Consider the following 14,451-nt stretch of genomic DNA (forward strand, 5'->3'; position numbering starts at 1 on the left):
AGGCATCGGTGATGCTGGCGACGCGGGCTTCGCCATCAACGGTAACGTAGGTAAATTTCTGGTAGCTGCCGTCTGTCTGGGTGATGCTGTCGATGAGATTACCAGCTCCTACATAGGTGTAGCTGGTGACGTAGACTTTGCCATCGGCGATGCTGGCGTCTTCCGGGCTCAGGTCGAGCAGGACCTGGCTGAGGCGGTTCTGGGTATCGTAACTATAACGGGTGTTGCTGGTGACTTTGCCATCAGCGGCGACGATGCGTTCCTGGGACAGGTTGTTGCCAGTATAGATAAATTCAACCGACTCGCCATTGGCGTTGGTGATCTTGGACAACAGATCACCGTTGTAGCTGTAGGTGGTGACGTTGCCGCTGGTGTCGCTGGCTGTGGCTAACTTCCACGTGCCATTACTGCCCTGGTAAGTTTCTGTCTGGTGGCTAACGGTGTCTGTCCATGTCCACGTCGTGCCGTCGCTGCTTAGGGTGTCGAATTCCGCATTACCGGGGACACCTACATAGAACTGCCTGGTCGCGTCGTAGACAAATTTGCTGACGCTGCCGTCTTGCCCTACGCGCTGGACTTCACTGCCAGCGGTATTTAATGTGCCTGTGAGGTTGGTGATGCGGCGATAGCCATTGATCCACCAGGCGTCACCATTGTCATCAGACATTTTTCCCTGGCTGTTATAGGTGCGTAATAAAGAAACATCATCACCACGACCTGCCAGAACGGCATCATTGTCTTGTATTACGACGTTGCCGGTCGCTACATTGACGTAGGTTTTTTCACCTGCCTTGTTTGATCCGGATTGCCCCAGATTACCGCGCCCGCCCAAAGGAGCCAATGAAGCCTGATTCAATCCAACGCCATTTCCACCAACGATAGCAACCATGTGATTTCCTAATATGTTTTATTCAATTGTTTGTTTGACAGGAGCAAACTGACTCAACTGTCATTGTTCAAGGCAATAGTCCAAACATTTGAGGAATTGTTAAGGTGAAATCGAAAATAATTTGCATATCCATTGATTATTTTTATATTTGATAATTTTTATTATAAAAATAAAGCAATAAATAAAAATATTCCGAATAAATGATGGCCTCTTAATTTTAATGAAATTTGTTTTTAAGCTATTTTCGTGATCAATGCTTGTTGAACAATCCGGCAAAATCCACACTTAAATCTGCTTACTTCCCAATTTGTTGGCTAGAATGACGCCGTGTTTGCGCATTTGCAGCAATAATTATTGGGAAATTTATCGATGAATACTTCTACTGCCCCGGGCTTTGATGACGTCTTGCAAGAGGCTTTACGCGTCAGTCAGGCAAATGACGGTCCGGCGGCCATCAGCTTGTTTCAGCAGGCGTTGACGCTCAACCCTCAGTCAGCGGCAACTTATTGCCTGCTTGGTGCGGAGTACATTACGCTTGGCCAGATCGCTGAAAGCGAGGCGGCATATGCGAATGCCTTGGTGCTGGCACCTGATTTCCACGTGGCGCGGTTTCAGTTGGGGCTCTTACAGTTCACGTCTGCCAGAGTGGCGGTTGCGCTGCTGACTTGGCAGCCATTATTGGCTTTAGGGGATGATAAGGCGCTAAAGTTGTTTGTGATGGGATTTGCGCATATGGCGCAGGATGAATTTGAAACGGCTGTAAATTACTTTGAACGCGGCATTGTTTTAAATGCCGATATCCCGCCACTGAACATAGATATACAGCGAGTGATATCTGAAATCAGAAGCTTGCAGGAAAAATCTGAATTACATGCCACGACTTCAACCAACACAACCCTGACATCTACGACAACAGAAGACCGCACGCAAGAAGCGGATGCGGACGTGCATTTCTTGCTCTCAAATTATCAACAGCAAGGGCCTTTACATTGAGTAGGCTCTGATATGAGCAAGTCGATTTCCCCTGAAATTGATACCGCTTCGCTGAATAATTTCGTCAATGCGACCTGCGTTTAGCTCAGCCCTACACGTGTCCGCTCATGCATCTTAAAATCAAAAGCCACCTTGCGGTGGCTTTTAGACTCTATTACCAAGATGGCATCACCGGCTTAGTTTCCTCAAAAAGGAGCGGGAGTGGGATCACGTTGGGCTATCCGCAAAAAGCTCCAATTCTGCGTCTCGACGTTCAAATCGAGACCAGATAAAAACATCAATTTATGTGTAGTAGTTTCGATTTGATCTGACAGTAAGGCCTTGCCAAAGGTGAGGTTACCCGGTTTGATAGAGGTGCGAATCTTTATTAAACCAGCGCGTAAGCGCCAAGGAATAACCTCATGAATAGTATTTCTCAGGACGTCATTAAACACAAGGTCGGCTTGCTCAACCTTGCTACTGAACTTGGTAACGTATCAAGGGCTTGCGAGGTGATGGGCTTTTCCAGAGATACGTTTTACCGTTATCAATCTGCAGTGGATATACCAACAAACCTTTGTTGATACCTATTCGAAATGGGCCGCTGTCAAGCTATACACTACGAAGACACCCATCACCGCAGCAGATCTGCTTAACGACAAGGTCTTACCCTTCCTGGAAGAGCAAGGTATGGGCTTAATCCGTGCTCCGACAGATCGCGGGACGGAATACTGTGGCCGACCAGAAACGCATGACTATCAGTTGTATCTGGCGCTGAATGATATTGAACACACCAAAACGAAGGTGCGTCAAACACCTATTATTGAAGTGAAACGGCGGCTAGATAGCCGCCGTTTAATTTAACAAGTCTCAACTACTTTGACAGAAATCTCAACTTCTGCGGCAAGAATCTCACCTTCTGTGGCACTTTACGTGACATCAGAAGTGAGGGCCAAACACTTCAGATGTGGTACGTACCATGACGCGGCTATTCGCCGGAGTAGAAATATTCGACCACACCCAGTTGTGATGCTCCACTATCTTTTCTGCCTTCAGGTGGGGCCTGTCGCCAGTGGTGTGCGCATCCGACAAGGCAATCACATCAAAGCCATGTGAGGCAGCGGCGCGTATTGAGGTGTCGACGCAAAATTCAGTCGTCAATCCACACATGATAAGAGTATGGGCACCTGTGATTTTCAGGTGCGTAAGCAAACCGGTACCAGCAAAAGAATCACAGGCTGTTTTATCGACAAAGACATCACCAGGCGTAAAAGGCAGTTCCTGTATGACTTCCCATCCGGCAGAACCGACTAAAGCATCATCATTGGCATGACGTACAAAGATAACCTGGCCACTATGTTCACGGGTATAGTCAGCTGCATGGCGGATACGGGCAATGACATTTGTCTTGTCAAAACGCGGGGTTACGCCGTGCAACCAGGCATTTTGCATATCGATAATGATTAAGGTATTCATTTGGCAACACCTCAAAGGCCTAAAGCCACATGATACTGCTTTCAGGCCTCATGCGTGCAGTGCAGCAATATTAAGCTTCGTTGTATGTGATCACATTTGCAAAAAACTTGTCAAACCAGCATAGTCTGCACCATTTCACTGGCAAACAGAGCGATCAAATGATCTGCCACCGCCCTTACCCTGGGTGAACGCCTGACATCATCATGCATGACCAGCCAGAGTTTTCTTTGCAAAGGACAGGCTTCTTGCTCAATACGGCACAGGTCGCGATGACTCTGGCGCAAATAATGGGGTATCACCGTCACCCCTACGCCAGCAGCGGCGCATTGTGCCAGCACCATCTGGTCATTGCTGCGCAGTATGACCTTACGCTGCCCCAGATAATCTTCCAGCCATTGATGGTGTGGCGTGGCAGAATTTTTTTCATAGGCAGCAAATTCCCAGTCTTGTTGCTGATGCTTCTTCAGATAGGCTTTGCTGGCATACAGTCCATATCCTATGCTGGCCAGCGGCTTGATGACCAGGCCCGCCGTTTGTGGGCGTGCCATTCTCAAAGCGATATCCGCTTCGCGCTTACCCAGACTGACATGATGACGTTCCGCCAGCAATTCCAGCTCCACACCTGCCAGGCTGCTACACAAATTCTTAAGCTGAGGTGCTAGTACGAACGTAGATAAACTTGGTGGTGCAGAAATGCGCACTACACCTTCCATTTTACTTGCACTGAGTGCTTTTCTCTCAAAGCTGAACCAGCGTTCTTCTACTGCCCGCGCATGCTCAACCAGCTCATGTCCTTCCGTGGTCAATTGCCAGCCTCGCACCAGCCTGTCGAACAGGCGTAATTTGAGTGCCGCTTCCAATGTATCGATGCGACGGGCAACTGTCGTATGCTCAACCTGCAGGCGACGTGCCGCCCCGGTCAATGTACCGCAATCGACCAGTGCCAGAAAATAACGTAAATCATCCCAATTCATCATGGTGCAATTATGCACAGTCCAAGCGAATTTTTCAGCAATTTTCTTTCTGACCTAATTTGACTAAGCTGCAAGTCAGCAATCGCAGTGATCACCGTGATCAGACTTGTGATCCGATCAAACCAGCAGAGAGAGAATATGCAAGCCATACAATTATTATCACAAGGTGGACCAGAAGTACTTGAAGTTCGTGATGTTCCCATGCCTGTTCCCAAGCAGGAAGAAGTGTTGGTGCGCGTTGATTATGCCGGCATCAACTACGCCGATGTATATCAACGCAACGGGCAAAACCCGGCTAGCCTGCCCTGCATACCGGGGGCAGAAGGCGCAGGCATCGTGGTCGAAGGCAATGCTGAGCTGCCACCCGGCACCAGGGTAGCCTGGCTGTCACAAGCTGGCTCTTATGCCGAATACCTGGCCATACCAGCGTGGAAACTGATCGTTTTGCCAGCAGAAATCAGTGCAAAGGAGGCTGCAGCCGCCATGTTGCAAGCAGTCACCGTGCAATATTTATGTGAGACCAGTTATGGCGTACAGCCCGGCGATACTGTATTGGTGCATGCTGGCGCTGGCGGCGTTGGTCTGTTGTTGACCCAGGTCTTGAAACACAAGGGCGCAACAGTCATCAGCACTGTATCCAGCACAGGAAAAGCAGAATTAGCGAGAGCTGCCGGAGCCGATCACGTGATTTTATATACTGAGACAGACTTCATCACGGCCACCAGGGATTTGACACAGCAAAAAGGCGTGCATGTCGTTTATGACTCAGTCGGCTTGAATACCTATCTTGGTAGCATGGCAGTATTGCGCCCGCTGGGCAGCCTGGTCTTGTTCGGTCAGTCCAGCGGCAATGTACCGCCTATCGACCCCATGCATTTATGCCGCCAGGGTTCACTGTTCTTTACTCGTCCCACACTCGCCCATCACGTCGCCGACGCTGAAGACCTCAAATACCGCAGCCAACGCGTTTTGGGCTGGTTACGCGAAGGCATATTGCGCCTACGCATACATCAGGTATATCCACTGCAGCAGGCTGCACAAGCACACGCTGATCTGGAATCGCGCCAGACCACAGGCAAATTGCTGCTGGCTGTAAGCGCAGACGCAAAAGCCGGATTAGCCGGAGACTAAGATGAGCAAAATATTTAAAAATATCGTCAGCCTGATCTGCCTCGTTGCCTTAAGTTTGCCTGCCTGCGCTTTCACAGAACAGGATGCAGACAAGAATGAACAGGCACAAAAATATCTGGCAGGTACCTGGGCACTGATAGCGGCACCTGAAATCCGCGCCGATGGCAGTCGCGGCGAAACCTTTGGTGCAAATCCACAAGGCTTGCTCATCATCGACGGCACAGGTAGATATTCCTTACAAATATACAGAGCGGAGCGCAGCAAGTTCGCCGCAGGCGACAAGCGCAAAGGCACAGAAGCTGAATACCGTGCTGCAGCGATAGATACCAGTTCGCATTATGGCCGCTGCTTTATCGACACCGAGAGGAATGTGCTGGTGTTCAGGATAGAACATGCATCCTTTCCGAATTGGGATGGCAGTGAACAGGCACGGCAATTTGAGTTAAAGGCTGACGTGCTAAGCTATCGCGTACCAGCCGACGCTAGTGGCAACGGCACTACTGCAATTTCGACCTGGAAGAAGTTACATTAGCAAAGCTTATTAAATACGTAAATGCTCCACCGCGGTCTGTGTTGAAACAGCCGCAGTCAGCAAGAACAAGCACTAATCCACTTGACTTAATACCAACCCCATGCGATCGTCCATGCTCTAAAAAATTAAAGTGCATGGGGAAAACACTAGCATGGATAGCTTTCAAAACAATGACTTTTCAACAAGTCAACAGACACCATCTGGCACGCTGCAACTGGAGTTCAGGGGCAGCGGCAGCGAATATTTCCGCATCTGGATAGTCAATTTATTGCTGAGTATTATCACCCTGGGTATTTACACCGCTTGGGCCAAGGTACGCCGCAACCGCTATATCTACTCCAGTACTCATCTCGGTGGCAGCAGTTTTGAATATCATGGCAATGCCATCGCCATACTCAAGGGCCGCATTGTCGCTTTCGTGTTTGTCTTTGGCTATCAACTGGCATTCAAATTCTCTATAGGCCTGGGCTTTGCGATGATGTTGATGATGGTCGCAGTCATGCCCTGGCTGGTCTGGAAGAGCTTGCAGTTCAAACTGTATAACTCCAGCTACCGTGGCATACGTTTTGGTTTCCGTGGCACCGCGGGTCAGGCATACAGCACCTTTTTGCTCTGGCCTTTGCTGGCAGGTTTCACTTTGTATTTATTGGCACCTGTATTTCACCAACGCCTGAAAAGATTCCAGCATAACGAAAGCCGTTTCGGCAGTACGCATTTTTCTTTCAATGCGGGCGTTGGTCAGTTTTATTGGGCCTACCTGGTTGGTGTAGGTATCATGCTGGCAGGCATTATTGTTATCAGCGTAGGTTTTGGCAGCACAGTGCTGGCACTGTTTGCTGGTGGCCGTGGGGCCAAAGTTGATGTTGCTGCAATAATGTCATTTGCCCTGTTTATGTTCGTCCTGTATATGTGGATGTTTGCCATCTACCCTATCTTCCTGACCTTGCTGCAGAACCTGATCTGGAACCATACCAAGCTGGGTGATCATCAATTCAAAAACAATCTGCAATGGGGTCGCATGACTTTCATTGCCATCACCAATATACTTGGCATTGTATGTACGCTTGGTCTGTTTATTCCTTTTGCGCAAATTCGTTCACTGCGGTATCGCGTTGAAAGCCTGGAACTGGAAGTAAACGGCAGCCTCGATGATTTCATCGCTGAAACGCAAGAGCAGGTCAACGCCACTGGCGAAGGCATGGCCGATTTACTGGATTTTGATTTATCTTTATGAACAAAGTTGCCGCCATCTATTTTGATGGCAAAACCTCGCGCCTGCACCATGTAGAATTTTCGGTGCAGGGCGACGTAGCCTATGTAAACGACCTCATCACTGGCCCTGACCAGCAAATCATCCGCAGTTGCCCTCTGTCTGAACTGCGGGTATCAGAACGTACCCGTCATGCCGCGCGGAAAGTCACCTTCAGCGATGGTGCTTATCTGGAAATCACCGATCATGCGACCTTCAATGTGATACTGGAAAATACTGGTTACCAGGATTCAACCGTGGTTCAACTGCAGCAAAGCTGGACTGGCACACTGGCAGCACTGGCCGCTGTCATCATCACACTTACTGTGGGTTATGTCTACGGCCTCCCCGCCGCATCACGCGTCGTAGCGTTTTCCGTTCCGGTATCGGTAGAACGCAAGCTGGGTGATGGTTTGCTGGCGTTTTTGGACAAGCATATATTCCAGCCATCAAAACTGCCGGCCGCAAGGCAGGCTGAATTGAGTGCACGTTTCCAGAGCCTGCGACCACCGCGCAGTGGTAGTCCGAAATATCAACTGGTGTTCCGCAAAAGCGCCATAGGCCCAAATGCCTTTGCGCTACCATCTGGCGACATTATCATCACCGATGAGATCATTGCGCTGATGAAGGACGATGATGCGGTAATGGGCGTACTGGCGCATGAACTGGGCCATTTGCATGAGCGTCACCTGACGCGCCGCATCATACAAAGCTCAGCGGTCGGCGCTGCGGCGACTTTGTTGTTTGGTGACGTATCAGCAGTCATTGCCAATATCCCGACCCTGATGCTGGATATGAAGTATTCGCGTGATGCTGAGACTGAGGCAGATGACTACGCCATGCAAATGCTGGATGCCAATGGCATCGCCCGCGAACACCTGGCAGCGGCCTTTGAAAAGCTGGAAGCCCTGGCTCCTGGCGTATCGCCCTATATATCCAGCCACCCCTCTGGCAGCGAGCGTGTCATGCGCATACGCGGTAATAATTGAGATCAGGTAGAAGCCAGCAATGATCTGGCTTCTACGTTCTACCAACCTCTATAGCAGATACTGCAAACACAATATCCAAATAATCAGCACCCGTAGTCAAGGTGCTGATTGTCATTCATGGGGTGCTTTTGGCAACAGTTGCAGCATCAGATTTCACCGGTTTTAGTGTCTGCAAACGCTGCTCCAGTAATTTCAGACGTCCACGTATTTCTTCACCAACTGAAATTTGCGGATTGGAATACCCGTCGCTCTTGCCTGCTTCTTCTTCACGCTGTTTGATGACGGGTCTTGCCGCTGCATGCGCTGCTTCAAAAGACAGGGTCTTGTTGCGCAATTGTTCGTCATACATGGCGCGACCAAAGAAGGTGAGATCGGATTTACTGCCACAGCCATAAGAAGTATGATCCGCATCCGACGCCGTCATGATCAGGGAATTCGCATCCGACAAGGGTGCCACCCAGTTACCCGCATAACAGGCAGATATGGAAATGACGCGGTATTTGATACCCGCCTCATCCAACCAACCCTTCAAGTCTTCTGGTGTGACGGATTTGACGCTGAGTGGCCACATGCCGGCAGACAATTCACCGTCACTGGCACCGTGAGAAGACATATGCAAGAACAGGATATCTTCATTGACATCCATGCGCTTGGCCATGTGTTGTATGGCCCGCTGCAAATTCAATGGAGTAGCCCAGGGTAAGCTATTGATGGTTCCTGGATTATTCGCCAGTTGCAAGCTGCGTCCAACGGCATCAAAGCGGTTTGCCATCACTTGGGTGACCATGCTGGTTTCATTCAGGAAGACTTTTTCTTCACCATAAGGGGCAAAGCTCAGGCTATACAGGTCAATAACGCCTGGCCTTTGTGCCTGAATATCAGCCAGTTTTTGATTCAACAAGGCGGCTTGCTCTTCAAAAACCTCCTGGCTAATTTCTGGTGATTTCTCACCACCTTCTTCATCGTTTCTTTCTACATACTTCGGATACCAGAAATGTGGGGGATTGGTGGTGATTTGCATAGCTATACTACTGAGCGTCACTAAGAATATAAGCGCTATGGACGAAACACGGCGATCACATGCCCTCCACAAAAAGACTGACTGAATTGCTATTGTTAACAAGAATGGTGCAAGATAGATCAGCCAACTAATGACCTGGCTAAAACTGTCATACGTGATCCCCCCCAGGTACATTGCCAGGCAAAAAGGCAGATTAAAGATCAAGGACAGAAACAGGCCTTGCGCCATGGATAGTACAAATAAATGACTGGCGCTGGGTGCAACACTGCCATTTTCTCCATCTGGATTAACAGGATTACGGCGTAAGCTGAAGCAAAGCCAGGCCCATGATGCAAAGGCAAACCAGTTTGCGCCTATGGCACGAAAATGGAAATCAGCAGGCCCAGCTATTGCCAGCCGCTGCAAGCACATCGTAGTCAGTATGTACCCAATAACCAGGATCAGCATGACGAAGGGCGAGGCAGGTATTCCTTCCCAGCGTGGGTGCTTCAAGAAGCTGGTTCTTAAAACCTCGCTTACTAAACGGGGCCATCCTGTTTTTTCTTCTGTACCTTGGTTTACCAATGAGATGGCAGGAGCCTGCGGTTCCACTCCGCTTCCTGCTTCTCCAAATTCATTTGCGGTATTGGTGATGTTGGATTCTGACATAAAAATTCAATATGATAATTACTGGGATTAAGTTTAAATTGGACGGTATTCGGAAGATTGACTGACAAATTCACTTTGCATAACTAAGGTCAAGCGACAAAGTTAGCGAGGCAAATTTATGCAATCAAAAAAAGACTGGCTCTATCTCTAACTTGACTGCAAATTTGACATACACATCTGCCTGCACTGCCTGTGCCAGCGCTCTCACCTCTGCCCCGGTGGCACCGCCATGATTAACCAGTACCAAGGCCTGCTTTTCATACACGCCTGCCTTGCCTAGTTGTCTTCCCTTCCAGCCACACTGATCTATCAACCAGCCTGCTGCCAGTTTGTAGTCACCATTATCCTGTTGATAGCTAACCAGCTTGGGATACACAGTCAGCAAACTGTCACGCTGGCTTGCCGGTACAATCGGGTTTTTGAAAAAACTGCCCGCATTACCTATTCGGGACGGATCAGGTAATTTGGCCTGGCGTATGGCAATGATGGCGGCACTGATATCCCTGGCTGTCGGGCTGTCAATCTGGTGCTGGCCCAAGTATTGTGCAACATCAGCATAAGCCAATCTTGCCTGCCAGCGTTTTGGCAAAGCAAAACGTACACTGACGATGACCATGCGGTCTTTATATTCCTGCTTGAAGATACTGTCCCTATAAGCGAAACGGCATGTAGCCTTGTCAATGTCGACTTGTTCTCCAGTGACAAAATCAAAGGCTGTCAGGCTGGTGAAGACCTCCTGAATTTCAATTCCATAAGCACCGATATTCTGTATGGGTGCAGCCCCCACCGTGCCAGGTATCAGGGACAGGTTTTCCAGTCCACCCAAGCCCTGCTCCAGCGTCCACAGCACAAATTCATGCCAGTTCTCGCCCGCTGCGGCTTGCATATAAACATAATTCTCATCTTCACCAAGAATTTGCCTGCCCTTCAAGCCCATATGCAAGACCAGGGCATCAACCTGGTCAGACAAAACAAGATTGCTACCACCACCCAATATCAGGCGAGGCATAGCCTTGAGATCAGCATCAGCAAAGATCGCTTGCAGTTGCGCCAGTTGTTCTATACGCAAAAACTGGCGGGCACGGGCCGCTATACCAAAGGTATTCAGGCTTTGCAGAGAATAATCTGCTGAAAATGTGAGTAAATTCGTCATAAGAGCCAAATTATAGCCTTTGCTCTCTCATGCCTGCCTGCATTTGCTAAAATGACGCTTAATTCATAATTTTAAGCAAGGAAGCAAGATGCCCTCATTTGATACCGTCTCTGAAGCCAATATGGTTGATGTCAAGAATGCCATTGATCAAACCAATAAAGTGGTCACCAACCGCTTCGACCTGAAAGGCAGCAGTGCCAAAGTTGAACAAAAAGACCGTGAATTGACTATCTACGGTGATTCTGAATTCCATCTCGACCAGGTTCGTCTGGAATTGACCATGACGCTGGCCAAGCGCAATGTCGATGTGCGCTTCCTGGACATGGGCAAAATAGAAAAAATTGGTGGCGACAAAGTCAAACAAGGCATCAAGGTCAAAAACGGCATAGAAACCGAAGATGCCAAGAAAATTGTCAAAGCCATCAAGGACAGCAAGTTGAAAGTACAAGGCAGCATACAAGGTGATGCAGTGCGCGTGACTGGCACCAAGCGTGATGACTTGCAAGCCGCAATGGCGATGTTGCGCAAGGAAATCAAGGACCTGCCTTTGGAATTCAATAACTTCCGCGACTGAACCAGCATGCGCTTGCCTGTGAAAAAACTGAAACTTTTAAGTACCCTGTGCCTGCTGGGCTGTGCTGCAATGGCTCATGCCACTGATATAGGCGTGGTCGGTTTATTTCCTGGCAAAGCTATCCTGGTGGTAGATGGTGCGCCACCGAAGACGTATACCGTTGGCAGCAATATCAGCAGCGACGCCAAGCTGGTCGATGCTGACCGTGAATCAGCTACTGTCGTGATCAATGGCAAGCGCAAAGTACTGACCATGGGGCAAACCGTACATCGTTCTGCGCCAAGCAGTGGCAACAGCGTTGTCCTGAAAGCAGGTGATCGCGGTCATTTTATGGCACCGGCCATGATCAACGGTGTCGGCATCAATATGCTGGTGGATACGGGTGCCAGCCTGATCGCTTTGCCGGCTGCAGATGCAATCAGGCTAGGCATTAATTACAGGCAAGGCAGGCAAGGCACCGCCAGTACTGCAGGTGGTGTAGTCCCTACTTATCTCATCAAACTGGATACCGTAAAAATCGGCGATGTTGAATTGCATCAAGTGGAAGCCTCCATCATCGAACAAGGCCTGAACGTACCCTTGCTAGGCATGTCCTTCCTGAACCGCATGGAAATGCGTCGTGAAGGGGATCAGATGACCTTGACGAAGCGGTATTGAGACTCATAGCACTAACTTGTACATCAACGATTAATTGCAACAGGTTCTGCGCTCTCAGGTCGTTCTGGTATTTCGGCCAACAGACATCGCGCACGTCTGTTGGCACATTAAGTCCACATCAAATTCAAGTAATTACTGCGCTGGCTTCAATAAGACTGCTTCAACCGTCTTTGCTTGACGGATTCTGCCAAGTCTTCGAGAACCTTGATGCTTGATTCCCAATCGATGCAACCGTCAGTCACTGACTGTCCATAAACCAGTTCTTTACCTGGTACCAGATCCTGGCGACCAGCAACCAGATGGGATTCAATCATGACGCCGACAATGCGAGTGTCGCCATCGGCAATTTGTTTGCCGATATCAGCGCAAACCGGGATTTGGTTGGCGGGATTTTTTGAGCTGTTGGCGTGCGACGCATCTATCATCAGGCGTGATGCCAGGCCGTTGCTGGCGATGTCCTTGCAAGCTGCATCAACACTGACAGCATCATAGTTAGGTGTTTTACCGCCACGCAAGATGATATGGCAATCTTCATTGCCATTAGTGGAAACGATAGCCGAATGGCCGCCCTTGGTGACTGATAAAAAATGATGTGGCTGCGATGCAGCCTTGATCGCATCAACGGCGATTTTGACATTACCGTCTGTACCGTTTTTGAATCCTACCGGGCAAGACAAACCGGATGCCAGCTCCCTGTGGACTTGTGACTCTGTGGTGCGGGCACCGATTGCACCCCAGCTGATCAGGTCAGCTATGTATTGCGGGCTGATGACGTCGAGGTACTCAGTACCTGCAGGCAAGCCGAGTTCATTGATGTTCAGCAGCAGTTCTCGGGCAATGCGCAGACCATCATTGATGCGGAAGCTGTTATCGAGGTAAGGATCATTGATGAGCCCTTTCCAGCCAACGGTAGTGCGTGGCTTTTCAAAGTACACGCGCATGATGATTTCCAGCTCACCGGCAAAGCGCGGGCGCTCTGCTGCCAGGCGGTGTGCATATTCCATCGCTGCCTTGGTGTCATGAATGGAGCATGGGCCTATCACGACCATCAATCTGTCATCCTGACCATGCAGGATGCGGTGCAGGGCTGTACGGGCATTGGCTGCGGTTTCCGACGCTTTCTCGGAACAGGCAAACTCACGTATCAAATGTGAGGGTGGAACCAGTTCCTTCATTTCGCGTATGCGTAAATCATCGGTGCGTTGCATGTTTTCTCCTGGTAAATACTAAAAAATATAAATCTATTCGCGTGTTAAACAGCAAGACCTGAAGACTTACCACAGAGGCACGGAGACACAGAGGGGGCACAGAGTAAATTCCATAAACTCTAGAATTTCATGTATTACCTGATTCGTTTTCCTCTTGCTCTTCTCTGTGTCTCCGTGTCTCTGTGTTGAGGGGTCTTGTTTAAAAAAAGCCATATCTATTCATTAAAACCTAAGCAAAAAAAAACCGCCTGATCGGGCGGTTTTTTAGAATTTTGGTTTGGCTCTTTTTCTTCGAGTGCTTACCGTCTTTCCACCGCCGCTGGCTTGGAATAGCTAAAATAAAAGAAGAAAAAGAAAGCAATGTGTTTCATATCAATATTTGCGTAGTATTCGGCTCAATTATTGTTTTTACATGGTTTCACTCGCCAAAACGAGTATTTCAAAACTATAGTGCCTCAGAATTCAGCAATTTGCAAGAATGTTCCCGAAATAAGCTTATTCATTTTTTGACACTTGCATGCATTCATACTCGTTCATACTCATTTTTTCCACAATGGTGGTGGCTCTGGTGGAATATCCCCTTGATTAGGATAAGCGCCAGGTACCGGGGCTTTTCTTTGGATGGCTGCTACTTGCGGCGTATTGCGGTTCATCCAGTTACGCAATTCATTCAGGTTGGCAGCGATATCGGCACGGTTGGGTGCCAGGCGGTTTGCCCGCTCCAGCAGGTTGAGCGCTTTTTCATTATCGCCTTGCGCAGCCAGAGCCACCGCCTGGTTATTCAATGCGGAAGCATCAAACGGGTTGATCTTGGCGGCTTCTGCAAATTTTTTACTGGCTGCACTATTATTTCCTTCCGCGAGGAAATTACGGCCTTCTGCATTCGGGTCTTGCGCATACGCATTTGCAACTGCACCTAGTACCAGCAAACTGGTACCGAGCATTTGAATAATTGATTTCATGACTTTCACGATCTCT

The 14,451-nt window shown here is 49.1% G+C and carries 15 protein-coding genes and 2 pseudogenes; 10 read left to right on the forward strand and 7 right to left on the reverse strand.

What is annotated here, in order from left to right:
- Positions 1–889 (reverse strand): DUF6531 domain-containing protein (locus tag ACO0LD_RS29720; RefSeq protein ID WP_423012774.1); only part of this gene is annotated, 889 nt, incomplete at its 3' end.
- Between the two features lie 369 nt (positions 890–1,258).
- Between ACO0LD_RS29720 and ACO0LD_RS29725 the strand changes: the two genes are divergently transcribed.
- The 3 genes and pseudogenes from ACO0LD_RS29725 to ACO0LD_RS29735 all read left to right on the forward strand — a co-directional run.
- Positions 1,259–1,882 carry a hypothetical protein gene (locus ACO0LD_RS29725; RefSeq protein WP_423012776.1) on the forward strand — a complete coding sequence of 208 codons (624 nt, stop codon included), beginning with the start codon at positions 1,259–1,261 and terminating at the stop codon, positions 1,880–1,882.
- Between the two features lie 401 nt (positions 1,883–2,283).
- Positions 2,284–2,367: pseudogene (locus ACO0LD_RS29730) on the forward strand (hypothetical protein); the annotation flags it as partial.
- Positions 2,368–2,385: 18 nt separating this feature from the next.
- Positions 2,386–2,665: pseudogene (locus ACO0LD_RS29735) on the forward strand (IS481 family transposase); the annotation flags it as partial.
- A 135-nt stretch (positions 2,666–2,800) separates the two neighbouring features.
- On the opposite strand, the gene ACO0LD_RS29740 reads toward ACO0LD_RS29735, so the two are convergent.
- Together ACO0LD_RS29740 and ACO0LD_RS29745 are read right to left on the reverse strand one after the other, a co-directional pair.
- On the reverse strand, positions 2,801–3,337 hold the full coding sequence (locus ACO0LD_RS29740) for an isochorismatase family protein (protein ID WP_423012778.1): 537 nt from the start codon (positions 3,335–3,337) through the stop codon (positions 2,801–2,803).
- Positions 3,338–3,447: 110 nt separating this feature from the next.
- Positions 3,448–4,314: a LysR family transcriptional regulator gene (locus tag ACO0LD_RS29745; protein ID WP_423012780.1), complete on the reverse strand. Its 867-nt coding sequence runs from the start codon at positions 4,312–4,314 to the stop codon at positions 3,448–3,450.
- A 135-nt stretch (positions 4,315–4,449) separates the two neighbouring features.
- Between ACO0LD_RS29745 and ACO0LD_RS29750 the strand changes: the two genes are divergently transcribed.
- From ACO0LD_RS29750 to ACO0LD_RS29765, 4 genes are all read left to right on the forward strand, one after another.
- Positions 4,450–5,442, forward strand: a complete 993-nt coding sequence (locus ACO0LD_RS29750; protein ID WP_423012782.1) for a quinone oxidoreductase family protein — start codon at positions 4,450–4,452, stop codon at positions 5,440–5,442.
- A 1-nt stretch (position 5,443) separates the two neighbouring features.
- A complete protein-coding gene (locus tag ACO0LD_RS29755; RefSeq protein ID WP_423012784.1) occupies positions 5,444–5,974 on the forward strand; it encodes a lipocalin-like domain-containing protein in 531 nt (176 codons plus the stop codon).
- 151 nt (positions 5,975–6,125) lie between these two features.
- A complete protein-coding gene (locus tag ACO0LD_RS29760; RefSeq protein WP_423012786.1) occupies positions 6,126–7,208 on the forward strand; it encodes a YjgN family protein in 1,083 nt (360 codons plus the stop codon).
- Positions 7,205–8,212 carry a M48 family metallopeptidase gene (locus tag ACO0LD_RS29765; RefSeq protein ID WP_423012788.1) on the forward strand — a complete coding sequence of 336 codons (1,008 nt, stop codon included), beginning with the start codon at positions 7,205–7,207 and terminating at the stop codon, positions 8,210–8,212. Before ACO0LD_RS29760 ends, ACO0LD_RS29765 begins: the two co-directional genes overlap by 4 nt.
- Positions 8,213–8,327: 115 nt before the next feature.
- On the opposite strand, the gene ACO0LD_RS29770 is transcribed toward ACO0LD_RS29765, so the two are convergent.
- Positions 8,328–9,233: a C13 family peptidase gene (locus tag ACO0LD_RS29770; protein ID WP_423012790.1), complete on the reverse strand. Its 906-nt coding sequence runs from the start codon at positions 9,231–9,233 to the stop codon at positions 8,328–8,330.
- 445 nt (positions 9,234–9,678) lie between these two features.
- Here ACO0LD_RS29770 and ACO0LD_RS29775 point away from each other — a divergent pair, with 445 nt between their 5' ends.
- Positions 9,679–9,912, forward strand: a complete 234-nt coding sequence (locus ACO0LD_RS29775) for a hypothetical protein (protein ID WP_423012792.1) — start codon at positions 9,679–9,681, stop codon at positions 9,910–9,912.
- A gap of 93 nt (positions 9,913–10,005) precedes the next feature.
- On the opposite strand, the gene murB is transcribed toward ACO0LD_RS29775, so the two are convergent.
- Positions 10,006–11,034, reverse strand: a complete 1,029-nt coding sequence (murB, locus tag ACO0LD_RS29780; protein WP_423012794.1) for a UDP-N-acetylmuramate dehydrogenase — start codon at positions 11,032–11,034, stop codon at positions 10,006–10,008.
- Positions 11,035–11,122: 88 nt separating this feature from the next.
- On the opposite strand from murB, the gene ACO0LD_RS29785 reads away from it, so the two are divergent.
- Positions 11,123–11,608, forward strand: coding sequence for a YajQ family cyclic di-GMP-binding protein (locus tag ACO0LD_RS29785; RefSeq protein WP_186957195.1), 486 nt, complete (start codon positions 11,123–11,125; stop codon positions 11,606–11,608).
- Between the two features lie 18 nt (positions 11,609–11,626).
- Positions 11,627–12,265: a retropepsin-like aspartic protease family protein gene (locus ACO0LD_RS29790; RefSeq protein ID WP_423012796.1), complete on the forward strand. Its 639-nt coding sequence runs from the start codon at positions 11,627–11,629 to the stop codon at positions 12,263–12,265.
- Positions 12,266–12,411: 146 nt separating this feature from the next.
- Here the strand turns inward: ACO0LD_RS29790 and aroG are convergent, their stop codons facing one another.
- On the reverse strand, positions 12,412–13,473 hold the full coding sequence (gene aroG / locus ACO0LD_RS29795) for a 3-deoxy-7-phosphoheptulonate synthase AroG (protein WP_423012798.1): 1,062 nt from the start codon (positions 13,471–13,473) through the stop codon (positions 12,412–12,414).
- A gap of 539 nt (positions 13,474–14,012) precedes the next feature.
- On the reverse strand, positions 14,013–14,435 hold the full coding sequence (locus tag ACO0LD_RS29800; protein ID WP_423012800.1) for a tetratricopeptide repeat protein: 423 nt from the start codon (positions 14,433–14,435) through the stop codon (positions 14,013–14,015).
- Between the last annotated feature and the right edge of the window lie 16 nt (positions 14,436–14,451).

The organism is Undibacterium sp. Ji83W (genome assembly GCF_049340385.1).
GTDB lineage: Bacteria > Pseudomonadota > Gammaproteobacteria > Burkholderiales > Burkholderiaceae_D > Undibacterium.

Excerpts from the sequence above, each read along its gene's own strand:
- ACO0LD_RS29725 (WP_423012776.1), top strand. The coding sequence starts at position 1,259 with ATGAATACTTCTACTGCCCCGGGCTTTGATGACGTCTTGCAAGAGGCT.
- ACO0LD_RS29740 (WP_423012778.1), bottom strand. The coding sequence starts at position 3,337 with ATGAATACCTTAATCATTATCGATATGCAAAATGCCTGGTTGCACGGC.
- ACO0LD_RS29745 (WP_423012780.1), bottom strand. The coding sequence starts at position 4,314 with ATGATGAATTGGGATGATTTACGTTATTTTCTGGCACTGGTCGATTGC.
- ACO0LD_RS29750 (WP_423012782.1), top strand. The coding sequence starts at position 4,450 with ATGCAAGCCATACAATTATTATCACAAGGTGGACCAGAAGTACTTGAA.
- ACO0LD_RS29755 (WP_423012784.1), top strand. The coding sequence starts at position 5,444 with ATGAGCAAAATATTTAAAAATATCGTCAGCCTGATCTGCCTCGTTGCC.
- ACO0LD_RS29760 (WP_423012786.1), top strand. The coding sequence starts at position 6,126 with ATGGATAGCTTTCAAAACAATGACTTTTCAACAAGTCAACAGACACCA.
- ACO0LD_RS29765 (WP_423012788.1), top strand. The coding sequence starts at position 7,205 with ATGAACAAAGTTGCCGCCATCTATTTTGATGGCAAAACCTCGCGCCTG.
- ACO0LD_RS29770 (WP_423012790.1), bottom strand. The coding sequence starts at position 9,233 with ATGCAAATCACCACCAATCCCCCACATTTCTGGTATCCGAAGTATGTA.
- ACO0LD_RS29775 (WP_423012792.1), top strand. The coding sequence starts at position 9,679 with ATGACGAAGGGCGAGGCAGGTATTCCTTCCCAGCGTGGGTGCTTCAAG.
- murB (WP_423012794.1), bottom strand. The coding sequence starts at position 11,034 with ATGACGAATTTACTCACATTTTCAGCAGATTATTCTCTGCAAAGCCTG.
- ACO0LD_RS29785 (WP_186957195.1), top strand. The coding sequence starts at position 11,123 with ATGCCCTCATTTGATACCGTCTCTGAAGCCAATATGGTTGATGTCAAG.
- aroG (WP_423012798.1), bottom strand. The coding sequence starts at position 13,473 with ATGCAACGCACCGATGATTTACGCATACGCGAAATGAAGGAACTGGTT.
- ACO0LD_RS29800 (WP_423012800.1), bottom strand. The coding sequence starts at position 14,435 with ATGAAATCAATTATTCAAATGCTCGGTACCAGTTTGCTGGTACTAGGT.